Genomic DNA, 21621 nt, shown 5'->3' with positions numbered 1-21621 from the left:
GCGGCCTACTCGCCGCCGCCCGCGCGCTGCTGCTCGCGGTACTGCGGGACGGACAGGCCGCCGCGGCCCCAGTTCTCCAGTTCGACCTCGTCGATGACGACGAACGTCGAGTCCAGTGGCTTGTCCAGCACATCCAGCAGCAGTTGGCTGACCCCGGCGATGAGCGCCGCCTTCTGCTCGGCGGTCGCCGCCGTCGTGCCCGGTGTGCTGCCCTCACGGGTGATCTGGATGTTGACGATGGGCATGATCGGTCCTTCCGGATGCTTCGGGCGGGTCAGTGGCCGGCGTTCTGTCCGCCGTCGACGTGCAGGATCTCGCCGGTGACGAAGGGAGCGGACTCCAGGTAGAGGACCGCGCCGACGATGTCGCTCGTCTCGCCCATCCGGCCGACGGGGTGCAGCCCGGCGTACGTCTCGTGGTACTCGACCGGGTGCATCGGCGTCTTGATGATGCCCGGGGCGACCGCGTTGACCCGCACGCCGCGCGAGGCGTACTCGATGGCCAGCGACTTGGTGGCGGAGTTGATGCCACCCTTGGTCAGCGAGGCGAGCACCGACGGCACGTTCTTGTCGGCCTGATCCACCAGGGCCGTGGTGATGCTGACGATGTGGCCGCCGCCGACGGCGAGCAGGTGCGGCAGCACCCGTTGCGTCAGGTGGAAGAATCCGCCGACGTTGATGGCGGTGACCTGCGCGAAGTCGTCGGCGGTGTAGTCGGTGAACGGCTTGGCGATGAAGATGCCGGCATTGTTGACCAGGGTGTCGATGCGGCCGAAGCGGTCCAGCGCGGCCCGGGTCACCCGCTCGGCGGTGCCGGCGTCGGCGATGTCGCCCTGCACGGTCACGACGTCCGGATCGGCGGAGGCGGGGATGGTGCGGGAGACGGCCACGACGCCGTAGCCGAGCTTGCGGTAGCCCTCGACGAGGCCCGCGCCGATGCCCTGGGAGGCGCCGGTGATGACGGCGACCTTCTGCGTGTTCTCGGTGCTCATGTGCCTGTTCCTTTGCTGTTTCGCGGCCACTAGACGACCGGTCTACTAAAAGCTAGACGACTGGTCGTGTATCGTCAACGCCATGGGCAGGACGAGTGACGCGCGGAACAAGATCCTCGAAGCGGCCAGGACGCTGATCGAGCAGCGGGGCTACTCCGCGCTGGGCGTCGCCGAGATCTGCGCCGCCGCCGGGGTGCCGAAGGGCAGCTTCTACCACTTCTTCGCCTCCAAGCAGGCGCTCGCGCTCACCGTCATCGACGAGCACTGGGCCGCTCAACGGCAGCAGTGGAGCGAACTGCTCGGCAGCGGGCGGTCCCCGCTGGAGCGGCTGGGCGACCTGTTCGCGGCCACCGAGGACTTCCAGCGGGTCGGTCGGCAGCAGGCCGGCCTGGTCGTCGGCTGCCTGTTCGGCAACCTCGCCGCCGAGCTCAGCAACCAGGTCCCGGAGATCCGCGACCGGCTGCAGGAGATCTTCGAGGCCCAGATCGACATGATCGAGAAGGTGGTCGTCGAGGCCAAGGACGCCGGGCAGGCCGGTCCGGCCGTCGACACCCGCGACGCGGCGCGCTCGATCGTCGCCCAGATCGAGGGACGGGTGCTGCTGGCCAAGCTGCTCGACGACCCCGGCCAGCTCGGCACGCTCTGGCAGAACAGCCTCGGCCTGCTGCAGGCGCCGGCCGACGCGCTGCCCGCGCGAGCCTGACCGTCCCCGTCTGCTGACGGATGGGGGACACTGCGGACCCGACCACGATCACCGAGCAGGACGCCGTCCCGCTGCGCGGATTCGGCCTGACCGACGCGGACATCCTGCAGGTCGTGCTGGCCGTGCGCATCCGCCGCTTCTTCAGCGGCGTGCTGTCCGCCGTCGGCGCCGACCCGGACGACGCCCTGCGCAGGTGAGCGGCACCGGTAGCGGGCGGTGACCGAGCCGCCGCCAGGTCAGCCGGGAGGGCTGTCGCCCCGCAGCCGGGCCTGTGCCGGCCGGTGCGGACCCGCCGACCAGGCGGCGAGGAAACGCAGCGCTTCCTGCGAGGGCGAGTCCGCTTCGGCGGTGTACACGAACAGGGTCTGGTCCGGATCGTCGCCGACACCCAGCGCCTGGAAGTCCAGCTCCATCGGCCCGGCCACGGGATGCCGGAACGCCTTGCGCCCGAACGCGCGCGCCCGCACCCGGTGGTCGCGCCACCAGCGCCGGAAGTCGTCGTCCTTGGCGGACAGCTCCTCGACGAGCGCGGTCAGTGAGGGGTCGTCCGGCCAGCGCGCGGCATCCATTCGCAGGTAGGCCACGCATTCGCGGGCCGCGGTGGCCCAGTCGGCGTACAGGGTGCGCCAGGTGGGGTCGGTGAAGGCCAGCCGGACGAGGTTGCGCCGACCTGCGGGCAGCGCGCCGAAGTCGGTCAGCAGCGCCGCCCCGAGCGGGTTCCAGGCGAGCACGTCCATGCGGCGGCCGAGCAGCAGCGCCGGGAACTCGTCCAGGCTGTCGAGCAGCTGCCGGGTCTGCGGGCGCACCCGCTGCGCCGCCGGGCGGGCGGCCGGGCGCGGCGGCCGCGCCACCCGCATCAGGTACTCGTGCTCGTCCGGTCGCAGCCGCAGCCCGTCCGACAGGGCCTGCAGCACCTCGGCGGACACCCGGGTGGCGCGGCCCTGCTCGAGCCGGACCAGGTAGTCGACGCTCACATGGGCCAGCAGCGCGAGCTCCTCGCGCCGCAGTCCCGGGACCCGCCGCGGACGGCCGCCGCCGGGCAGGCCCACGTCCTCGGGACGCACCCGCGCCCGGCAGGCGCGCAGGAAGTCGCCCAGCGTGAGGTCGGCGGGCTCCGGGCTGTTCATACCCGCCATTATCGGCGCGGGCCGCCGCCGGTGCCTGGTACTGCCGGTCCCAGGAACGCCCGACCCGGGGAGGACGGCTGCCTGGCCCCCGTCGACGGGTCCGCGCAGAGTCGAAGGCGACCACCGGGCCGCAGGGCCCACTGCGAAAGGCAATTCCGTGACCACATGGTTCATCACCGGCGCGTCCCGCGGCTTCGGCCTGGAGATCGCCAAGCAGGCCCTCGAACGCGGTGACGACGTCGTGGCGACCGCCCGCGACCCGCAGGCCGTCGAGAAGGCCCTGCCCGGGTACGCGGACCGGCTGCTCGCCGTCGCGCTCGACGTGACCGACGAGCAGCAGGCACACCAGGCGGTCGAGGCGGCGAAGGCCCGGTTCGGCGGCATCGACGTGCTGGTCAACAACGCGGGGCGAGGCCTGCTCGGCGCGATCGAGGAGGCCGCCGACGCCGAGGTCCGGGCGGTATTCGACACGAACGTGTTCGGGCTGCTCGCGGTCACCCGGGCGGTGCTGCCCGTGATGCGCGCCCAGGGTTCGGGGCGCATCGTCAACATGAGTTCGGTCGGCGGGTTCGTGTCCTGGCCCGGCTGGGGCGTCTACTGCGCGACGAAGTTCGCCGTGGAGGCGATCACGGAGTCGCTGCGGTTCGAGGTCGGCCCGTACGGCATCCAGGCCATCGCCGTCGAGCCCGGCCCGTTCCGCACCGACTTCCTCGACCCGAGCTCACTGCACCGCACCGCGAAGGAGATCACCGGGTACGGCGACAGCGCCGGCGCGATGCGCGCTTGGGCCGACGGCACCAACCACGCCCAGGACGGCGACCCGGTCAAGGCGGCGACGGCGATCCTCGCCGTGGTGGACGCCGAGGCGATGCCCGCCCGGCTGGCGCTGGGCGCGGCCGCGGTCACCGACATCGAGGCGAAGCTCAGGTCGGCCCGCGCCGAGCTCGACACCTGGCGCGAGATCTCGCTGACGACCGACTTCGCCGCGGTGTGAGACCCAGGGCGTCCGGTCGGGACGCGGCCAGGCCGCGCCGTCCCGACCGGACGCCCGGCGTCGGGTGAGCGGTGTCTCAGCTGTTCCAGCGCAGCAGCACCGGCTGCTCGCGCTCGAAGCCGAGCACGCTGAGCGTGGCCGTCTCCAGGCGGAACAGCGCGCCGTCCTGCGCGGGCAGGCCCAGCCAGCGGGCGGTGAGCGCACGCAGCAGGTGGCCGTGCCCGACGAGGGCGACGTCGCCGCTGGCCAGCATCGTCCGGGCACGTTCCAGGACCCGGTCGCAGCGCGCCCCGACCTGGGCAGCCGTCTCGCCGCCGGGGCAGCCGTACTGCCACAGGGTCCACTCGGGGCGCTCCTGGCGGATCTCCAGCGTGGTGCGGCCCTCGTACGCGCCGTAGTTCCATTCCAGCAGGTCGTCGTCGGTGGCGGTGATCTCCAGACCGGCCAGCGCGGCGGTGCGTACGGCGCGCTGGAGCGGGCTGCACAGCACCGCGGCGAAGGCCCGTCCGGCCAGCCGTCCGGCGAGCTGGCCCGCCTGGCGTTCCCCCTCGGGGGTGAGCGACAGGTCCGTGAAGGAGGTGTGGCGGCCGGCCGCGCTCCACTCGGTCTGCCCGTGCCGGAGCAGCACGATCTCTCGCATGCCGATCCTCCCCGCTCGTGTTCCTGAGGACACGTTAGCGGTGGTCGCCACCCGGACGGGCGGTTTCGACCGGTGAGCCTGCCACCCGGCGTCCTGGCGGCGGTGCCGCCTAAAGGTTGATCTTGGTGGATTCGCCTGCGGAGGCTGCCGGGCTCACAGAATTGAGGTATGACGGACGCGCCGCTCATGCCGCACTACGCGCGGGTCGATCAGAGCCCGCCGCAGATGCAGGCACGGCTCGTGGCGTACCTCGACAAGGCGGCCGGCTACCGGGCGATCACCGAGATCCGGGCGCGGGCCGCCGAGACCATGCACGTCAAACCGGGCCACCACGTGCTCGACGGCGGGTGCGGGCTGGGGGAGGAGGCGTGTGTGCTGGCGCTGCTGGTCGGGGTGGACGGCCGCGTCGACGGCGTGGACAACTCGCGCAGCATGCTGTCGCTGGCCGCGCACCGCTACGAGCGTTGGCGGCAGACCCACCCCGACGCCGGCGAGGTCCGCTTCGTCACCGGGTGCATGACCAGGCTGGACTACCCGGACGGCGTCTTCGACGCGGTGCGGTGCGAGCGTACGCTGCAGCACCTGCCGCAGGCCGAGGCGGTGATCGCGGAGCTGGTCCGGGTGACCCGGCCGCAGGGGCGGATCTGCCTGATCGACACCGACTGGGAGTCGCTGGTCTTCGACGGGCTGCCCGCGGAGGTGCTGACGCCGATGATGTGGCGGCTGCGGCACCACAGCGTGATGTGCAACCCGACGATGGGCCGCACGCTGCGCAACCGGCTGCGCCGGCTGGGGGTGTACGAGCTGGAGTGCCACCCGATGACGATGTGCTTCACCGACCCGGCCGAGGCGCAGCACGTGGTGCCGTACTTCGACCGTGACCTGCTGCTGCACATCGTGGGGGAGGAGGACGGCGACACCGCGGCGATGGTGGACCGCTGGCTGGACGCGGTGCGCGACGCCGACGAGCGGGAGGACTTCCTGGTGGCGCTGACGGTGTGGGTGGTCGCGGGCACGGTCCCGGCGTGAACGGCGAAGGCCCCGCCGTGAGCCGCGTGGGCGGCTCGGGCGGGGCCCCGGACGTGCGGGACGGGTCAGGCCTGCGCCGCGAGCTGCTCGTCGAGCTGCTTGCGCCACCACTTCTGGCCGGACTCGGGCAGGGTGTCGATCGGGTCGTAGTACGCGTAGCGCTGGGACAGCACGTCGACGTTCTGGTCGGCCTCGATCGAGGTGCGGTAGTTCTTGGTCCAGTACGAGATGCCGTTCTCGCGGTCGTACTCGGTGACCATGTGCACCCAGCGCTTGCCGACGAACGGGACGTCGCAGACGATGCGCGGGGTCGCGTAGCCGGGCAGGTAGCCCATGATGTCGTGCTGCAGGGCCTGGGCGTGGCCGACCGAGACCCGCCAGTGCTCGGCGTTGGGGATCATGTCGCACATGTAGAAGTAGTACGGCAGGATGTTCGCCTCGCCCTGCAGCGCGAAGCAGAGGTCGAGCAGGTCGGGCGACGTGGCGTTGACGCCGCGCATGAGCACGCCCTGGTTGCGCACGTCGCGTACGCCGACCTCGAGGGCCGTCTTCGCGGCGCGGGCCACGGTCGGGGTGATCGAGTTGGCGTGGTTGACGTGGGTGTGGATCGCCAGGTTGACGCCGCGCCGGCGGGCGGTGCGGGCCACGCGCTCCAGGCCCTCGACGACCTCGGGCTGCAGCCAGTGCTGGGGCAGGCCCATCAGCGCCTTGGTGGCCAGCCGGATGTCGCGGATGGTGTCGATCTCCAGCAGGCGCATCAGGTACGACTCGAGGTTCTTCCACGGCACGTTGGCCACGTCGCCGCCGGAGACGACGACGTCACGCACGCCCGGGTGGGCCTTGAGGTAGGCGATGTGCGCGTCGTAGCGGTCAACGGGCTTGAGGGTGAGCTTGAGCTTCTCGACCGCGGGGGTGGAGTTGCCGACCAGGTCCATCCGGGTGCAGTGGCCGCAGTACTGCGGGCAGGTGGACAGCAGCTCGGCGAGCACCTTGGTGGGGTAGCGGTGGGTGAGGCCCTCGGCGACCCACATGTCGTGCTCGTGCAGGCTGTCGCGGCTGGCGTGCGGGTGGCTGGCCCACTCGGTGAGCCGGTCGGAGGCGACCGGGATCATGTAGCGGCGCACCGGGTCGGCGTAGAACGCCTCGGTGGTCAGCTCCTCCCGCGCCATGGTGTTGATCATCTGCGGGGGGACCAGCATCGACATCGTGGCCAGAGCCTTCTGGTCGGCCTCGAGGTAGGCGTAGAAGCGCTCGTCGACGGTGTCGCCGAGCACGGCGCGCAGCTGCTTGATGTTCTTGATGCAGTTGACGCGCTGCCACTGCGCGGACTCCCACTGCGCAGCCGTGACATCGCGCCAGCCCGGAAACCGGGTCCAGTCCGGCTCGATCAGCTCTACGCGTCGGTACTCGTAGGGTTGCCCAGCGTTCATCGGTGGCCTCTCCTTTGCGGTCGCCGTTGACCATACTGGAAGTTCTCCGGCGTACCAACTAGTCTGCCGTAGAATTTCCCGCACGCATCAAATCTAACCGCAATTTTGGTTTTGATCTCGCGGGTGGACTTCACTTTTTAGGAGAACCGGACAATGACGTCACCGATCGGCCTGCACCGGGTCCTGGAACCGAGCGGGGTATTGCCCCAGGCGGCACTTCGCCTGGACAATTCGTCTGAGATCGGGGCAGACGAGGTGCGGATCGCCGTCGAGCGGCTCAACCTGGACGCGGCGAGCTTCCGCCAGTTGTCGACCAAGCACGCGGGCGACGGCGCGGCGGTCCGCGGTGAGGTCCTGGAGATCATCGGCGCCCGGGGCAAGATGCAGAACCCGGTCACCGGCTCCGGCGGCATGCTGATCGGCACCGTCGAGGCGGTCGGCCCGCAGTCCCCGCTCGGCCTCGAGGTCGGCGACAAGGTCGCCACCCTGGTCTCGCTCACCCTGACGCCGCTGTCGATCAGCGACGGCCTCAAGCACTGGGACGGCGGCAGCGAGCAGGTGCCCTGCGAGGGCCACGCGATCCTGTTCGCGCGCTCGATCGCCGCGGTGCTGCCCGCCGACCTGGACCCGGAGCTGGCCCTGGCCGTGATGGACGTGTGCGGCGCACCGGCGCTGACCGCCCGGGTGGTGGCGCAGTACGACGACCCGACCGTGGCCGTGATCGGCGGCGCGGGCAAGAGCGGCTCGCTGTCGCTGGCCGCCGCCAGGGCCGCGGGCGCGAGCCGGACGGTCGGCGTCGTCCCGGTCGAGCGCGAGCGCACGATGCTGGCGGACGCGGGCCTGGCCGACGTGGTGGCGCTGGCCGACGCCCGCAACCCGGTCGCGCTCGCCGAGGCGGTCGAGGCGGCCCTGGGCGGGCGGGCCGCGGACGTGACCGTGGTCTGCGTGGACGTGCCGGGCTGCGAGCACGGGGCGATCCTGTCGACCGCCGACGGCGGCACCGTGATCTTCTTCTCGATGGCGACGAGTTTCGCCGCCGCCGCGCTCGGCGCGGAGGGTCTTGCCGCGGACGTGACGATGCTGGTCGGCAACGGTTACGTGCCCGGGCACGCGGCGTACGCGCTGGATCTGCTGCGGCAGGTGCCGGCGGTGCGGGCGATGTTCGAGTCCCGTCTGCACCACGAGGCCTCGCGGGCCACGTCCGGCACGGCAGACTGAGCCCATGCAGATCTCCGCCTTGCCGGCCGAGCGCACGACGCTCTGGCACAACGCCGTCGTCCGCAGCCCTGCCGACCCCGGCGCCACCGCGCTGCTGACCCGCGGCCAGCACATCGTCTGGCTCGGGCCGCTGGCCGACGCCCCGACCGCCGACCTGCGGGTGGACCTGGGCGGGGCCCTGGTCACGCCCGCGTTCGTCGACGCGCACGTGCACGCGACCGACACCGGCCTGGCCCTGGCCGGGCTGGACCTGTCCTCGGTGCGTGCCGCCGCCGAGCTGCTCAAGGCGGTGGCCGAGTTCGCGTCCGGGCTGGGCCCGGAGGCGGTCGTGCTGGGGCACGGCTTCGACGAGAGCACGTGGGGTGCGTCGCAGACCCCGCCGACCGCGGCCGAGCTGGACCGGGCCGCGGGCGGGCGCAGCGTGTACCTGTCGCAGGCGTCGATCCACTCGGCGCTGGTCTCCTCGGACCTGCTGGCCCTGGCCGCCGACGCCCCCGGCTACGACCCGTCGGGGTGGGTGCGCCGCGACGCGCACCACGTGGTGCGGGCGGCGGCGTTCGGGCAGATCACCATCGTGCAGCGGCGGGACGCGCAGATGCGGATGCTGCGCCATGCCGCGTCGCTGGGTATCGCGGCGGTGCACGAGTGCGGCGGGCCGGGCACGTCCAGTGAGGACGACTTCACCGAGCTGCTGCGCCTGTCGGGGCAGGGGCTGCCGGAGGTGTACGGGTTCTGGGGCGAGCTGATGGGCGCGGCCAAGGCCCGGGAGCTGGGCGCGGTCGGCGCGGGCGGCGACCTGTACGCCGACGGGGCGCTCGGTTCGCGGACCGCGCACCTGGGTGAGGACTACCTGGACGGCGAGCGCGGCTGCGGCCACGGCTACGTGACTGCCGAGCAGGTGCGCGATCACCTGCTGGACTGCCATCGGCACGGTATGCAGGGCGGCTTCCACGCCATCGGCGACGCGGCGATCTCGACGGTGGTGGCCGGGTTCGCGGCCGCCGACGAGGTGCTCGGCACCGACGCGCTGCGCGACGCCCGGCACCGCGTCGAGCACGCGGAGATCATGGACAAGCGGCTGATCGCCGCGTTCGTGGAGTACGGCATCATCGCGTCGATGCAGCCCGCGTTCGACCGCCTGTGGGGCGGCGAGCACCAGATGTACGCCCAGCGGCTCGGGGTCGCCCGGAGTCTGGCGTCGAACCCGATGGGGCAGATGCACAACACGGGGGTCGCGCTGGCGTTCGGGTCGGACAGCCCGGTGACGCCGCTGGACCCGTGGGGCAGCGTCCGGGCGGCGATGCAGCACTTCAACACCCATCAGCGGATGAGCGCGAAGTCGGCGTTCGCGGCGCACACCCGGGGCGGCTGGCGTGCGGTGCACCGGGACGCCGAGGGCGTGCTCGTGCCCGGCGCCCCGGCGACGTTCGCGGTGTGGCGCACCCCGGCCGGCTTGTCCGGCACCCTTCCCAGCCTTGAGCAGCACGACGAGCTGCCGGTCTGTGTCCGTACGGTACTGCGTGGAGAAACGATCTATGAGCAGCAATAAACTCGGTCTCGACCCGGCGCTGGTGCACCGGGCGCGGGCGCTGGCGGCCAAGGCCGGGCGGCCCGTGGTGGACATGGCACGGTCGCACACGACGGTGTCTGTGGAGCGGGCCGTCCTGCGGCTGGCCGGGGTGACCGGCGCCGACCCGGACGGCATCCCGTGGGTGAACCGCCTGGTCGACGCGGTGCGCAACGACGTCGGCCTCGGTCACGGCGTGGCGCTGCCGGTGTTCCACGCCCTCGCCGAGCACGGCCTGGAGCCGACCGCGGCCGAGCTGACGCTGCTGGCGCAGAAGGCGGCGTCCGGTTCGGTGCGCTTCGACCTGCCCACCGGCAAGGCCGTCACCGCGGCGAAGAAGGTGTCGCGCCGCCAGGTCGCCGCGGGCATCAAGCAGATCGACCGCAACCGCGCCGACCGCGACAAGATGATCAAGCGGTACGGCGACCCGAAGCAGCGGCCCTGGATCTACCTGATCGTGGCGACCGGCGACATCTACGAGGACATCCCGCAGGCGCAGGCGGCGGCCCGCGCGGGCGCGGACGTCATCGCGGTGATCCGGTCCACGGGCCAGTCGCTGCTGGACTACGTGCCCGAGGGCGCGACCCGGGAGGGTTTCGCGGGCACGTACGCCACTCAGGAGAACTTCCGGCTGATGCGGGCGGCCCTGGACGAGTCCAGCAAGGAGCTGGGCCGCTACGTCCGCCTGACCAACTACGCGTCCGGCCTGTGCATGCCCGAGATCGCGACCCTGGCCGGGCTGCAGCGCCTCGACATGATGCTCAACGACTCGATGTACGGCATCCTGTTCCGCGACATCAACCCGATCCGCACGTTCGTGGACCAGCGGTTCTCCCGCCAGATCCACGCCCGCGCCGGGATCATCATCAACACCGGTGAGGACAACTACCTCACCACCGCCGACGCGGTCGAGGCCGCGCACACCGTCACCGTGTCGCAGCTGCTCAACGAGTACTTCGCGCACGAGGCGGGGCTCGCGGACTGGCAGCTCGGCCTCGGGCACGCGTTCGAGATCAACCCGGACCTGCCCGAGTCGTTCCGGCTCGAACTGGCCCACGCGCTGCTGGCGCGGGAGCTGTTCCCGGACGCGCCGCTCAAGTGGATGCCACCGACCAAGCACATGACCGGCGACGTGTTCCGCGGCAACCTGCTCGACGGGTTCTTCAACCTGGTCGGGGCGCTGACCGGGCAGGGCATCCTGCTCGTCGGCATGATGACCGAGGCCGTCGTCACCCCGTGGCTGTCCGACCGGGACATCGCGCTGCAGAACGTGCGGTACGTGCTCGGCGCGGCCGGCAACCTGCACGAGGACTTCGTGCCCGCCCCCGACGGTTTCATCCAGCGCCGCGCCCACCAGGTCCTCGACGAGGCCATCGACCTGCTCGAGAAGATCGAGGACGACACCCTGCTCAACGCGATCGCCGACGGCACGTTCGGGATCATGAAGCGCCCCGCGGACCGGGGCAAGGGCCTGGACGGCGTCGCCGAGCACGACGACGGCTACTACAACCCGGCCACCGAGATCCTGGAGACCCCCGCCAAGGAGGAGCAGTGAAGACGGTCGTCCGCCCGTACGGCGACACCACCGGCGACGGCATGACCCAGGTCAGCTTCACCCTGCCGCTGCCGCACGACAAGAAGGCCGAGGGCGCGGCGCTGCAGCTCGCGGCGAAGATGGGCCTGGAGCCGGCGATGCTCGTGCACGCCAAGCAGATGGGCGACGGCTTCACCTTCTTCGTCGTCTACGGCAGCGTCCGGCACCTGGTCGAACTCGACAAGGTCCAGGTCGTCGAGCGCGACTTCCCGCTGCTGACCGCCAAAGAGGTCAACACGGTCGTCAAGCAGAAGATGCGCCGCAAGCTGTCGGTGGTCGGGGCGTGCATCGGCACCGACGCGCACACCGTCGGCATCGACGCGATCCTCAACCTCAAGGGCATCGCCGGCGAGAAGGGCCTGGAGTACTACCGGGAGCTGAAGGTCGTCAACATGGGCGCGCAGATCACGGTGCCGGAGCTGGTGGCGGCCGCGAAGGCGGAGAAGGCCGACGCGGTCCTGGTGTCGCAGGTCGTCACGCAGCGCGACGCGCACCTGCACAACACCCGGGAGATGTCGGCGGCGTTCCGCGAGGCGCTGCCCGCCGACAAGCGGCCGCTGCTGATCGTCGGCGGGCCGCGCTTCGACGAGCTGATGACCGACGAGCTCGGCGTGGACCGGATCTTCGGCCGCGGCACCACCCCGCGCGAGGTCGCCAGCTACCTGGTCCACGCGCTGATCACCAACAAGGCCGAGCGGAAGAAGGCAGTCGCAGCATGAGCGTGGGATACACCGTCACCCATCGGAAGTACGTGCCGTACAGCCACGCGCACTACGCGGGCAACCTCGTCGACGGGGCGTACGCCCTCGCGGCGTTCGGCGACGTCGCGACCGAGGTGTGCATCCAGCTCGACGGCGACGAGGGCCTGTTCGCGTCGTACTCCGACGTGCAGTTCAAGGCCCCGATGCGGGCCGGCGACGTGCTGGAGGTCGTCGCGACGGTGGCCCGGATGGGCACCCGCAGCCGCACCATCGACTTCGAGGCGCGCGTCGTGTGCCGGGGCCGCCCCGACCGGTCCGAGTCGGCGGCCGAGGTCCTCGACCCGCCCGTCGTCGCGGTGACCGCGACCGGGACCGTGGTGGTCCCCGCCAAGTGAGCCTGCTCTGCTGTGTCGACGTCGGGTCGACGTTCACCAAGGCGGCCCTGGTCGACACCGGCAGCGGTGAACTCGTCGCGACCGGCTCGCACCGCACCACCGTCGGCACCGACGTCCTGCACGGCCTCGACGCGGCCGTGGCCGCGACGGGGCGGGACCCGGACGGGCTGCTGGTGTGCTCGTCGGCCGGCGGCGGGCTGCGGCTGGCCGTCGTCGGCTACGAGCGCCTGGTCACGGCGCAGGCCGGGCACCGGGTCGGCCTGTCGGCCGGGTCGCGGGTCGTGCACGTCGCCGCGGGCCGCCTCGACCGGGCCGGGCTCGCCGAACTGCGCGCCGCCCGGCCGGACGTGGTGCTGCTGGTCGGCGGGACCGACGGCGGCGACACCGAGACGATCACCCACAACGCGACCCGGCTCGCCAACGCCCGGTGGCGGGTGCCGACGGTGCTGGCCGGCAACGCCGACTGCCGCCAGCAGCTCGCGGACCTGCTGGCCGGGGCGGGCGTGCCGGTCGTCGCGGTCGACAACGTGCTGCCCGCGATCGGGGTCCTCGACCCGGGTCCGGCCCGCGCCGCCATCCGGCAGGTGTTCCTGCAGCACGTCATCGGGGGCAAGAAGCTGTCCCGGGGGCCGCGCTTCGCGTCGCTGGTGAAGGCGGCGACGCCGGACGCGGTGCTGTCGGGCGTGGAGCTGCTCGCGGCCCGCAGCGCCGAGGACCTGCTGGTCGTGGACATCGGCGGGGCGACGACCGACGTGTACTCGGTGCTCACCCCGGATGCCGAACAGCTCGCCGGGGTGCGCGACGAGGTCGCGGGGGTGCTCTGGGCGGCCCGTACCGTCGAGGGTGATCTGGGTATGCGCTGGTCCGCGCCCGGGGTGGTGGCCGCCGCCGCCCTGGAGAAGATCGTCGGGCCGGACGAGGCGCCCGCGCTGGAACTCGCCGCGGCCGCCCGCGCCGAGCACCCGGGATACGTCGCCGACGACGGTGTCGAGAAGGCCGTGGACCGGCGACTGGCCGAACTGGCCGTCATGGTCGCGCTGCGCCGCCACGCCCGCGGCGAGGCCGTCGTGGCGGGCGGCCCGCGCCGTGGCGGCCGTGACCTGCGGGCGGTGCGCACCGTCATCGGGTCCGGCGGGGTGCTGCGGCACAGCCCGCCGCAGGTCGCCGAAGCGGTGCTCGGCGCGGGCCTGGGCGACACCGCGGGCGGGTGGGCGCTGCCGAGGGCGGCCCGCACGGTCGTCGACGCGTCCTACATTCTGGCCGCGGCCGGACTCCTGTCGGTCGAACATCCCGACGCCGCGGCCGCGCTGCTCGCCGCTGAACTGGGCTGATGTCCTGAACTGCGGTGCTCGTCACGGTCGGTGACCACATCGTGAAATTGACCGTGCGCGGCCGCGCCGGTACCGTCGTGAGGTCCTCCACCGTGCCTGCCGCCGTTCCCTGGCGGGCGTCGCCGATCCGGCGGCCGGGCGCGGCAGGCGGCAGCACCGATCAGTAGAAAACGATCGGCCCCCGGTTCAGGCGCCGGAAGCCGATCGGCCCGAAGGTCGGCTGGTGCCGCCGTAGGAGTTGGGAGTGCGGGGCGCGGTCTTCTCGACCGCGCCCCGGCCTTTTCCCGCCCCCACCCCAAGATCGCGACGATCTTGCGCGAGCTGTGGGGACGACACGCCCGTATCCGGCAATTAGGCAACCGTTCGCGCAAGATCGTCGCGATCTTGGGGTGAGGTTGGGGCAGCGGGGTGGCGGCGGGCGGCATGTGTAGCCTTGCAGCGGCACCCGGGCGGCGATCTTGGCGTGGGTGGTATACGTGCGCGCGCGGCGGCGAAAGATTGGTGACGTGGTGACTGTGCAGACCCTCGCTCCGGCGGACGGCCAGACCGGCCCGGACGGTGTGGCCGGTGGGGCGGCCGTTGGGCGTGGGCCGCTGCGGCTGCCCGTCGCGCTGGTCCTGGCGGTTCTTGCCGGGGTGGCGCTGCTGGTGGCGTTTCCGCTGTACGGGCTGTGGTGGACCGCTCCGGTCGGGGTGGCGCTGCTGGCCGTGGCGGTGCGGGGGCGGCGGCTGCGGGCTGGGTTCGGGCTCGGGCTGGTGGCCGGGGCGGTGTTCTTCGGGCCGCTGCTGGCGTGGACGAACATGCACGTCGGGTACACGCCGTGGATCCTGCTCACGCTGTTCCAGGCGACCTACCTCGGGCTGCTCGGGATGGCGCTGGCGTGGATCAGCGGGCTCGCCGGGAAGCGGCCGTGGGTGTGGCCGGTGGGCATCGCGCTGCTGTGGGTCGCGCAGGAGGCGCTGCGGGACCGGGCGCCGTTCGGCGGGTTCCCGTGGGGGCGGCTCGCGTTCAGCCAGGCTGATGCCCCGACGCTGGCGCTGGCCGGATACGGCGGCGCGCCGCTGGTGACGTTCGCCGTCGCGGCGGCCGGCGGGCTGCTGGCGTACGCCGTCGGCGAACTGGTCGCCGCGCGGGCCTGGACGCGCGCCGCGGCCGCGACCGGCGGGGCGCTCGCGGTCATGCTGGTCGGGCTGGTCCTGCCCGGCACGACCCCGGCCGGGCCGGTGGTCAGCGTCGCGGTCGTGCAGGGCAACGTGCCGCGCCTGGGCCTGGACTTCAACGCCCAGCGGCAGGCCGTGCTCAACAACCACGTCGCCGCGACCGTCGCCCTGGCCGAGCGGGTCCGCGCCGGGCAGGCCAAGCAGCCCGACCTCGTGGTATGGCCGGAGAACGCCTCCGACATAGACCCCCTGCGCAACCCGAGCGCCGCCGGCGCGATCAACACCGCCGCGCAGGCGATCGGCGCGCCGATCCTGGTCGGAGCGGTGCTGTCCGGCCCGGGGGAGGGCGAGTCCCGCAACGCGGGAATCGTCTGGCCGACCGACCTCGCGCCCGGCACGCAGCCGCAGCAGATGTACCTCAAGCAGCACCCGGTGCCGTTCGCCGAGTACCTGCCGCTGCGACCGATCGTCGAGCCGATCGCGCAGGCGATCACCAACCAGGCCAAGCTGCTGCGCACCGACTTCGTCGCCGGCACCGCGCCCGGCGTGCTGACCCTCGGCCCGGCGAAGGTCGGCGACGTGATCTGCTTCGAGGTCGCCTACGACGACGTCGTACGCGACACCGTGCTGGCCGGGGCGCAGCTGCTCGCGGTGCAGACCAACAACGCCACGTTCGACGAGTCCGAGGCGATGCAGCAGATGGCCATGGTGCGGCTGCGGGCCGTCGAGCACGGCCGCGACAGCCTCATGGCCTCGACTGTCGGTGTGTCCGGATTTGTAACTGCCGACGGAAATGTGCATGATGCTACTGGTTTCAATACCGAAGCGGTGATCGTGCGTGACCTGCGCCTCGGCTCCGGCACCACGCCGGCGACGCGGCTCGGGGCGTGGCCGGAGTACCTGCTGACGGCCGCGGCGCTCGCGTTGCTGGTCGCGGCGGGCGTGGCGCGCAGGCGCCGGACCGCGCCGGTGGAGGAGACTGGACAGACGGCAGCGGCATAGTGGAGGCCCCGGTGAGCGGCAACGAGGCGGAGATCGGGTACCCCGGCGTGGGCCGGGTCGTGGTGATCATCCCGACGTACAACGAGTCGGAGAACGTGCGCCTGATCGTGCCCCGGGTGCGCCAGGCCACGCCCGACGTCGACATCCTCGTCGCCGACGACAACAGCCCCGACGGCACCGGTGCGATCGCCGACGAGATGGCCGCCGCCGACGACCACGTCAAGGTTCTGCACCGGCCCGGCAAGCAGGGCCTGGGCGCGGCGTACATCGCGGGCTTCGACTGGGCCCACGAGCACGGCTACGACGCCGTCGTCGAGATGGACGCCGACGGCTCGCACGCCCCCGAGGAGCTGCCCCGGCTGCTGGACGCGCTGCGCGGCGCGGACGCGGTCATCGGCTCGCGCTGGGTACGCGGCGGCAAGGTGATCAACTGGCCGGTGCGGCGGCTCATCCTGTCGCGCGGGGCGAACTTCTACACCCGCATCGTGATGGGCATGGGCGTCAAGGACGCCACCGGCGGCTACCGCGCCTACCGGCTGCCCGTCCTGCGCAAGATCGACGTCGAGACGGTGACCTCGCGCGGCTACAGCTTCCAGGTCGAGCTGACCCATCGCACCCACCGGCAGGGCTTCCGCATCGTGGAGGTGCCGATCACGTTCGCCGAGCGCGAGCACGGCGTGTCCAAGATGAGCGGCTCCATCATCAAGGAGGCGCTGTGGAAGGTCACGGTGTGGGGTGCGCAGTCCCGCCGCGACTCGGTGCGGCGTATGTTCAAGCCGAGTGACCGCTGGCCGTGACCCCGTGCCGGCTCGACCGGCTGGAGGTGACCGGATGCGCAAGCTGCGGTGGGTGCCGCTGGCCGTGCTGCTGCTCGGCGTGGTGGAGTTCGCCGTCTTCTGGGGCGTGAGCCGTGTGCTCGGCCTGGGCCTGACCCTGCTGCTCGCGATCGGCCTGATGCTGCTGGGCGTGGTGCTGCTGCGCCGGGAGGGGCTGTCGGCATGGCGGCGGCTGCGTGAGGCGCGGCTGGCCGGGCAGGCCCGCGGTGATCAGGCCGTCGACGGGGTGGTCGGGCTGATCGCGGCCCTGCTGCTGGTCATTCCAGGCCTGTTGACCGCGGCCGTCGGGCTGCTGCTGCTGATCCCGCCGGTGCGTCGGCTGGCCCGCGGGCGAGTGCGCGCGGCGACGGAGAAGCGCATCCCGGCGTCGGCCGCCAACAGCGTGTTCGGGCCCAGGCGGGTCCGGGTCAGCACGCCGCACGATCCGCACCACCAGCCGCAGGCGCAGCAGCCGCCCACGGCCGGACGCCCCGGGCCGAGCGAGGTCATCGAGGGCGAGATCGTCGACTGAGCACGAAAATGCCCGCCCCGGAGATCGGGGCGGGCATTTTCGTGTCGGCTCAGCGGCCGCGTCTGGTGCGCACGTCGGCCAGGCGCTCGTTGAGGATGTCGTCGAGTTCGGTCATGGAACGCCGCTCCAGCAGCATGTCCCAGTGGGTACGCGGAGGCTTGACCTTCTTCTCCTCCGGCTCGGTGCCGTCGACCAGGCGCGCCACGCTCCCGTCGAACTTGCACTCCCAGATGGCGGGCACTTCGGCTTCGACCGCGAACGGCACCTCGAAGCGGTGGCCCTGGGCGCACTGGAACTCGCGCATCTGACGCGGCGCGAGTTCGGTGTTGCGCTCGGACTCGTAGCTGACGGCCCCCAGGCGGCTTCCCCGCAGCATCCGATCGCCCATGTCAGCTCCTCAGCAGTCGATTGGCTTCCGGGTGATGCAACGACCCGGACGGCGCGACGATTCCCTGCCGTGACCCACGCCGCTGCCGCGCCCGATTCCGGAGAGCTCCTCATGTGTGCCCAGGCGGCGCGATATCGTCCGATTGGACCACTTTTGCGGGGTACATCACATCCGGGGGTAACGCGATGGCCACCACGGCGGTGCCGGCATCGGGCAAACCGGTCAAAACCTGGCTCGGGCACCCCGGTGGCCTGGTCGTGCTGTTCCTCACCGAGATGTGGGAGCGGTTCAGCTTCTACGGCATGCGGGCCATCCTCACCCTGTTCCTGGCCACCGAACTGACCGACGGCGGCTTCGGCATGGACGACGTCGCCGCCGCCTCGCTGTACTCCATCTACAACTCGATGGTGTACTTCATGGCCCTGCCCGGCGGCTGGATCGCCGACCGGATCATGGGCACCCGCCGCAGCGTGCTGTGGGGCGGCATCATCATCGCGCTGGGCCACTACTCCCTGGCCTTCTCCGCCCGGTCCATGTTCTACCTCGGCCTGGTGCTCATCGTGCTCGGCACCGGCCTGCTCAAACCCAACATCTCGGCCATGGTCGGCGAGCTGTACGACAAGCACCCGGAGATGCACGAGTCCCGCCGCGACGCCGGCTTCACGCTGTTCTACCTCGGCATCAACCTGGGCGCGTTCATCGCCCCGCTGCTGACCGGCATCTTCGCCGCCCGCAAGGACTGGCACGTGGCGTTCGGCATCGCCGCGGTCGGCATGACCATCGCCGTGATCCAGTACGTGCTCGGCTACCGGCGGCTCGAAGGCGTCGGCCTCAAGGCGCACAAGCCCCTGCAGCACCACGAGCGCAACAAGATCCTGAAGATCGCCGCAGTGTGCCTGGCCGTCGTGGTCGTGCTGCTGGCGATCGACGTCGCCGCGGGCACCTTCAAGGCCGACCACGTCAAGAACGCGCTCACCGTCCTGGCGCTGGTCGTGCCGGCGCTGTACTTCATCATGATGTTCCGCGACCGCAGCCTCACCCACCAGGAGCGCTCCCGGGTCAGTGCCTACGTGTGGATCTTCATTGGCGCGGCGCTGTTCTGGATGATCTACGACCAGGCCGGCAGCCTGGTCAACCTGTTCACCAACGAGAAGGTCGACCGGCAGGTCGGCAGCTTCGAGATCCCCACCGCCTGGTTCCAGTCCGTCAACCCGGTGCTGATCCTGCTGCTCGCGCCCGTGTTCGCGTGGATGTGGACCAAACTCGACCGCCGCCAGCCCGGCACCCCGGTCAAGTTCTCCCTCGCCCTGCTCGGCATCGGCCTGTCGTTCCTGGTCATGGGTGCCGCGGGCGCGGCCGCCGCGCGCGGGCTGATCTCACCCTGGTGGATCGTGCTGGTGTACTTCATCCAGACCTGCGCCGAGCTGCTGCTGTCCCCGGTCGGGCTGTCCGTCACCACCAAACTCGCCCCGCTGCGCTACGCCAGCCAGGTGATGGGCCTGTGGTTCCTGGCCACCGCCGCCGGCAACGCCCTCAACACCTGGGTGACGCCGCTGAGCGGCAAACTGTCCGACGCCGCGTACTACGGCAGCCTCGGCGTGCTGGCGATCATCGTGGGCGTCTGCTTCTGGTTCGGCGCCCGCCGGATCGGCGACCTGATGTCCGGCGTGCACTGAGAGGCGACACCGATGACCATCCTTGCCGACACCATCACCGTCGAGCAGCTGCGCGACGACGTCACCTCGCTTGCCGGGCGGTGCCTGTGCGACCCGGTGACCGAGCTGTTCGGTCCGCTGCTGGAGGTCCAGGAACGGGTCTTCAACCGGCTGGAGAACGATCCCGAACCCGACCACGCGAACGACCTGTACCTGCTCGCGGCGCTGGTGTCCGGGATGCTCGCCAAGGCCCACCACGACCTCGACCGCGAGCACCAGGCGATGTCGCTGGCCCGGATGGCGTACGTGTGCGCCGACAACATCGGCCACCACGGGCTGCGGGCGTGGAGCCGGGGGCTGCAGAGCCTGCTGGCGTACTCGGCGGGCCGGCCGCAGGAGGCCGCCGCGTTCGCCGACTGCGGCGCGCGGATCGCCGACGGGCAGCACGGCTCGGTGACCTCGTGGCTGGCCTGCTCCCAGGCCCGCGCGCTGGCTCGGCTCGGCGCGGCCGAACCGGCCCGGCTGGCCCTGGTGCGCGCCGACGACATGCGCGAGCACCACGTGCACGACGACCTCGACGCGATCGGCGGGATCTTCTGGTTCGCACCTCCCCGCCACCACCACTACGCCGCCGACGCCTACGCCTGCCTGCCCGGCCAGAACGAACGCGCCGTGCACGAGGCCACCCGGTCCATCGCCCTGTACGCCGCCGCTCCGCCCGAGCAGCGCTCCTTCGGCGACGAGGCGGGCGCGCGCTGCGTTCTCGCGCTGACCCGGGTGTGGGCCGGGGACGCGGCCGCGGCCCGCGACACGCTCGGGCCGGTGCTGCGCCTGGACCTGCCGCGGCGTACCGCCGAGGTGATGGCCGGGGTCAACCGGGTCGGCGACGCGCTGCGCGACTCCCGTTTCACCGACGTGCCCGAGGCCCGCGACCTGCGCGCCCAGATCGAATGGTTCGCCCAGCGCCCCGCGTCGGCGCTGGCCAGCTGACCACAGGTCAGGCCCCCGGCGGGGCGTCGGACACGCACGGCCGCGCGGCATCCTGACCGGCGCGCGGTGCCGCTCGTCAGGCCGGCCGGCGCGCGGTCAGGCAGGGCCGGGCCAGGCCGCGGTCAGCTTCACGACCGTGGCGTGGGCCTGGGCGACGATCTCGGTGTCCGTGCGGGCGGGATGGTGCAGGGCGGCCGCGGCGTCACCCGCTGCCAGCAGCGCCAGCGTCGGCTGCCCGAGACCGCCGGTCAGGTCGGCCCACTCGCACCAGGTGGGCGCGTCCTCGCCCCACCACAGGTAGCCGCCGGGGGAGACCGGCCAGAACCGCTCCGGATACCGCAGCAGCACCTTCTCGGCCCGGCCGGTGCCGATCCGGGCCAGCGCCGCCCGGTGCCCGGTGGGCAGGCTCACCGCCAGGTCCGCGAGCACCGCCAGGGGCAGCGCGAGCACGGCCCGGTCGGCGTGCAGCGCGCCCCACCGCCCGGACACGGTCACGCCGTCCGGGTCGTGGCGAACCTCGGTCACCGGACGGTCGAGGGCGATGTCCAGCCCGGCCGCCAGGTGGGCCACGACCGCGCCCAGGCCGCCGGGCAGCCAGCGGTCGCCCTCGCCGACCCCCGGCTCGCCGAACGCGCCCCGGGCCGATGCCAGCCGCGGGTCCAGCCCGGATTCCAGCACCACCCCGGCCTCCACGGCGTACGCCAGCAGCCGCCGGGCCGAGTCGTCGAGCGTGGCGCCGTGGGCGGCGATCACGTCGGCCACGGGGCGGTCCGCGTCCGCGGTCAGCGCCTGCGCGGCGGCCGACAGCGCGTCGAGGGCCTCGGGCGCGCCGTGGACCGGCCCGGACGCCGACAGGGTCAGCGGATTCGCGAAGTCCGTCGCGACGGTCGGCAGATCCCACGCGCGGGCCAGGGCGGCCAGGGTGTTGCCGGGATACTGCTGCAGCCAGGCGGCGCCCAGGTCGGCGGCGACCCCACCCAGGTCCACCGTGTGCACCCGCCCGCCGACGCGCCCGCGCGCCTCCACGATCCGCACCCGGCGGCCGTGGCGGCGCAGCTCACGAGCCGCGGCCAGGCCCGCGACGCCAGCGCCGACGACGGTGACCAGTTCGCCGGGGCGGCCCGTGGCGAGCAGGTGCCCGGCGGCGGTCAGGCCCGACTCGTACGCGCCGTGCACCATCGCCGGGCGGGTCGGGTGCACGCCCTCCCCGGCCAGCACGAGCCGGTCCGACACCGGCGCGGCCAGCCGGGCCCGGTCCGCGCCGGTCCCGCCGAGCAGCAGGCCCGTCCACGCGCCGCGCGACCAGGGGTCGGCGCTCCAGCGCGACACCGCCCACGCGACCGGCCGCGGCTGACGCAC

Annotated in this window: 22 protein-coding genes; 15 read left to right on the top strand and 7 right to left on the bottom strand. The window is 72.4% G+C overall.

The window, feature by feature from the left end; all coding sequences use genetic code 11:
• Positions 1–5: 5 nt before the first annotated feature.
• Positions 6–245: a 4-oxalocrotonate tautomerase family protein gene (locus AB0B35_RS37405; protein ID WP_360541098.1), complete on the bottom strand. Its 240-nt coding sequence runs from the start codon at positions 243–245 to the stop codon at positions 6–8.
• A gap of 29 nt (positions 246–274) precedes the next feature.
• Positions 275–991 carry an SDR family oxidoreductase gene (locus AB0B35_RS37400; RefSeq protein ID WP_361055238.1) on the bottom strand — a complete coding sequence of 239 codons (717 nt, stop codon included), beginning with the start codon at positions 989–991 and terminating at the stop codon, positions 275–277.
• 82 nt (positions 992–1073) lie between these two features.
• On the opposite strand from AB0B35_RS37400, the gene AB0B35_RS37395 reads away from it, so the two are divergent.
• Complete coding sequence (locus tag AB0B35_RS37395) at positions 1074–1694, top strand: TetR/AcrR family transcriptional regulator (protein ID WP_360541094.1); 621 nt, start codon at positions 1074–1076, stop codon at positions 1692–1694.
• A gap of 20 nt (positions 1695–1714) precedes the next feature.
• Entirely contained in the window at positions 1715–1891 is a 177-nt protein-coding gene (locus AB0B35_RS37390) for a hypothetical protein (RefSeq protein WP_361055235.1), read from the top strand.
• Between the two features lie 39 nt (positions 1892–1930).
• Here AB0B35_RS37390 and AB0B35_RS37385 read toward each other — a convergent pair whose 3' ends face one another.
• Positions 1931–2821 carry a helix-turn-helix transcriptional regulator gene (locus AB0B35_RS37385; protein WP_360541091.1) on the bottom strand — a complete coding sequence of 297 codons (891 nt, stop codon included), beginning with the start codon at positions 2819–2821 and terminating at the stop codon, positions 1931–1933.
• Positions 2822–2978: 157 nt separating this feature from the next.
• On the opposite strand from AB0B35_RS37385, the gene AB0B35_RS37380 reads away from it, so the two are divergent.
• Positions 2979–3815, top strand: coding sequence for an oxidoreductase (locus AB0B35_RS37380; protein WP_360541089.1), 837 nt, complete (start codon positions 2979–2981; stop codon positions 3813–3815).
• A gap of 76 nt (positions 3816–3891) precedes the next feature.
• On the opposite strand, the gene AB0B35_RS37375 is transcribed toward AB0B35_RS37380, so the two are convergent.
• Positions 3892–4455, bottom strand: a complete 564-nt coding sequence (locus AB0B35_RS37375) for a histidine phosphatase family protein (RefSeq protein ID WP_360541087.1) — start codon at positions 4453–4455, stop codon at positions 3892–3894.
• Positions 4456–4623: 168 nt separating this feature from the next.
• On the opposite strand from AB0B35_RS37375, the gene AB0B35_RS37370 reads away from it, so the two are divergent.
• Positions 4624–5484, top strand: coding sequence for a methyltransferase domain-containing protein (locus AB0B35_RS37370; protein ID WP_361055232.1), 861 nt, complete (start codon positions 4624–4626; stop codon positions 5482–5484).
• Between the two features lie 65 nt (positions 5485–5549).
• Here the strand turns inward: AB0B35_RS37370 and AB0B35_RS37365 are convergent, their stop codons facing one another.
• Positions 5550–6914: a lysine 2,3-aminomutase gene (locus AB0B35_RS37365; protein WP_361055229.1), complete on the bottom strand. Its 1365-nt coding sequence runs from the start codon at positions 6912–6914 to the stop codon at positions 5550–5552.
• A 153-nt stretch (positions 6915–7067) separates the two neighbouring features.
• Between AB0B35_RS37365 and AB0B35_RS37360 the strand changes: the two genes are divergently transcribed.
• The 9 genes from AB0B35_RS37360 (at position 7068) to AB0B35_RS37320 (ending at position 17229) form a co-directional block, all read left to right on the top strand.
• Positions 7068–8132 carry an L-erythro-3,5-diaminohexanoate dehydrogenase gene (locus AB0B35_RS37360; protein WP_361055226.1) on the top strand — a complete coding sequence of 355 codons (1065 nt, stop codon included), beginning with the start codon at positions 7068–7070 and terminating at the stop codon, positions 8130–8132.
• Between the two features lie 4 nt (positions 8133–8136).
• Positions 8137–9681 (top strand): amidohydrolase family protein, encoded by a 1545-nt coding sequence (locus AB0B35_RS37355; protein WP_361055223.1) that lies wholly within the window; start codon positions 8137–8139, stop codon positions 9679–9681.
• Positions 9668–11254, top strand: a complete 1587-nt coding sequence (locus tag AB0B35_RS37350) for a lysine 5,6-aminomutase subunit alpha (protein WP_361055221.1) — start codon at positions 9668–9670, stop codon at positions 11252–11254. The genes AB0B35_RS37355 and AB0B35_RS37350 overlap by 14 nt, the downstream gene beginning before the upstream one ends.
• Positions 11251–12012 carry an OAM dimerization domain-containing protein gene (locus tag AB0B35_RS37345; protein ID WP_203694802.1) on the top strand — a complete coding sequence of 254 codons (762 nt, stop codon included), beginning with the start codon at positions 11251–11253 and terminating at the stop codon, positions 12010–12012. Before AB0B35_RS37350 ends, AB0B35_RS37345 begins: the two co-directional genes overlap by 4 nt.
• Positions 12009–12389, top strand: a complete 381-nt coding sequence (locus tag AB0B35_RS37340; protein ID WP_360541075.1) for a hotdog domain-containing protein — start codon at positions 12009–12011, stop codon at positions 12387–12389. The genes AB0B35_RS37345 and AB0B35_RS37340 overlap by 4 nt, the downstream gene beginning before the upstream one ends.
• Positions 12386–13720, top strand: a complete 1335-nt coding sequence (locus tag AB0B35_RS37335) for a glutamate mutase L (RefSeq protein WP_361055219.1) — start codon at positions 12386–12388, stop codon at positions 13718–13720. The genes AB0B35_RS37340 and AB0B35_RS37335 overlap by 4 nt, the downstream gene beginning before the upstream one ends.
• A 560-nt stretch (positions 13721–14280) precedes the next feature.
• Entirely contained in the window at positions 14281–15882 is a 1602-nt protein-coding gene (gene lnt / locus AB0B35_RS37330) for an apolipoprotein N-acyltransferase (protein WP_361055284.1), read from the top strand.
• A gap of 11 nt (positions 15883–15893) precedes the next feature.
• Complete coding sequence (locus tag AB0B35_RS37325) at positions 15894–16679, top strand: polyprenol monophosphomannose synthase (protein WP_361055216.1); 786 nt, start codon at positions 15894–15896, stop codon at positions 16677–16679.
• Between the two features lie 34 nt (positions 16680–16713).
• On the top strand, positions 16714–17229 hold the full coding sequence (locus tag AB0B35_RS37320; RefSeq protein WP_361055213.1) for an FxsA family protein: 516 nt from the start codon (positions 16714–16716) through the stop codon (positions 17227–17229).
• A gap of 49 nt (positions 17230–17278) precedes the next feature.
• Here the strand turns inward: AB0B35_RS37320 and AB0B35_RS37315 are convergent, their stop codons facing one another.
• Positions 17279–17617 carry an RNA polymerase-binding protein RbpA gene (locus AB0B35_RS37315; RefSeq protein WP_360541067.1) on the bottom strand — a complete coding sequence of 113 codons (339 nt, stop codon included), beginning with the start codon at positions 17615–17617 and terminating at the stop codon, positions 17279–17281.
• A gap of 185 nt (positions 17618–17802) precedes the next feature.
• On the opposite strand from AB0B35_RS37315, the gene AB0B35_RS37310 reads away from it, so the two are divergent.
• Both AB0B35_RS37310 and AB0B35_RS37305 read left to right on the top strand, forming a co-directional pair.
• A complete protein-coding gene (locus AB0B35_RS37310) occupies positions 17803–19293 on the top strand; it encodes a peptide MFS transporter (RefSeq protein WP_361055210.1) in 1491 nt (496 codons plus the stop codon).
• 12 nt (positions 19294–19305) lie between these two features.
• Complete coding sequence (locus AB0B35_RS37305; protein WP_361055207.1) at positions 19306–20262, top strand: XRE family transcriptional regulator; 957 nt, start codon at positions 19306–19308, stop codon at positions 20260–20262.
• Positions 20263–20358: 96 nt separating this feature from the next.
• On the opposite strand, the gene AB0B35_RS37300 is transcribed toward AB0B35_RS37305, so the two are convergent.
• A complete protein-coding gene (locus AB0B35_RS37300; protein WP_361055204.1) occupies positions 20359–21621 on the bottom strand; it encodes an FAD-dependent oxidoreductase in 1263 nt (420 codons plus the stop codon).

The sequence above is a fragment of the Catellatospora sp. NPDC049133 genome (assembly GCF_040648455.1).
In the GTDB taxonomy this organism is placed as follows: Bacteria; Actinomycetota; Actinomycetes; order Mycobacteriales; family Micromonosporaceae; genus Catellatospora; species Catellatospora aurea.
Note: the sequence above shows the minus strand (reverse complement) of the source record. Positions and strands in the feature narration are given on the sequence as shown.

Coding starts and splice junctions, on each gene's coding strand:
- AB0B35_RS37405 (WP_360541098.1), bottom strand. CDS start 245: ATGCCCATCGTCAACATCCAGATCACCCGTGAGGGCAGCACACCGGGC.
- AB0B35_RS37400 (WP_361055238.1), bottom strand. CDS start 991: ATGAGCACCGAGAACACGCAGAAGGTCGCCGTCATCACCGGCGCCTCC.
- AB0B35_RS37395 (WP_360541094.1), top strand. CDS start 1,074: ATGGGCAGGACGAGTGACGCGCGGAACAAGATCCTCGAAGCGGCCAGG.
- AB0B35_RS37390 (WP_361055235.1), top strand. CDS start 1,715: ATGGGGGACACTGCGGACCCGACCACGATCACCGAGCAGGACGCCGTC.
- AB0B35_RS37385 (WP_360541091.1), bottom strand. CDS start 2,821: ATGAACAGCCCGGAGCCCGCCGACCTCACGCTGGGCGACTTCCTGCGC.
- AB0B35_RS37375 (WP_360541087.1), bottom strand. CDS start 4,455: ATGCGAGAGATCGTGCTGCTCCGGCACGGGCAGACCGAGTGGAGCGCG.
- AB0B35_RS37370 (WP_361055232.1), top strand. CDS start 4,624: ATGACGGACGCGCCGCTCATGCCGCACTACGCGCGGGTCGATCAGAGC.
- AB0B35_RS37365 (WP_361055229.1), bottom strand. CDS start 6,914: ATGAACGCTGGGCAACCCTACGAGTACCGACGCGTAGAGCTGATCGAG.
- AB0B35_RS37360 (WP_361055226.1), top strand. CDS start 7,068: ATGACGTCACCGATCGGCCTGCACCGGGTCCTGGAACCGAGCGGGGTA.
- AB0B35_RS37355 (WP_361055223.1), top strand. CDS start 8,137: ATGCAGATCTCCGCCTTGCCGGCCGAGCGCACGACGCTCTGGCACAAC.
- AB0B35_RS37350 (WP_361055221.1), top strand. CDS start 9,668: ATGAGCAGCAATAAACTCGGTCTCGACCCGGCGCTGGTGCACCGGGCG.
- AB0B35_RS37340 (WP_360541075.1), top strand. CDS start 12,009: ATGAGCGTGGGATACACCGTCACCCATCGGAAGTACGTGCCGTACAGC.
- AB0B35_RS37320 (WP_361055213.1), top strand. CDS start 16,714: ATGCGCAAGCTGCGGTGGGTGCCGCTGGCCGTGCTGCTGCTCGGCGTG.
- AB0B35_RS37315 (WP_360541067.1), bottom strand. CDS start 17,617: ATGGGCGATCGGATGCTGCGGGGAAGCCGCCTGGGGGCCGTCAGCTAC.
- AB0B35_RS37310 (WP_361055210.1), top strand. CDS start 17,803: ATGGCCACCACGGCGGTGCCGGCATCGGGCAAACCGGTCAAAACCTGG.
- AB0B35_RS37305 (WP_361055207.1), top strand. CDS start 19,306: ATGACCATCCTTGCCGACACCATCACCGTCGAGCAGCTGCGCGACGAC.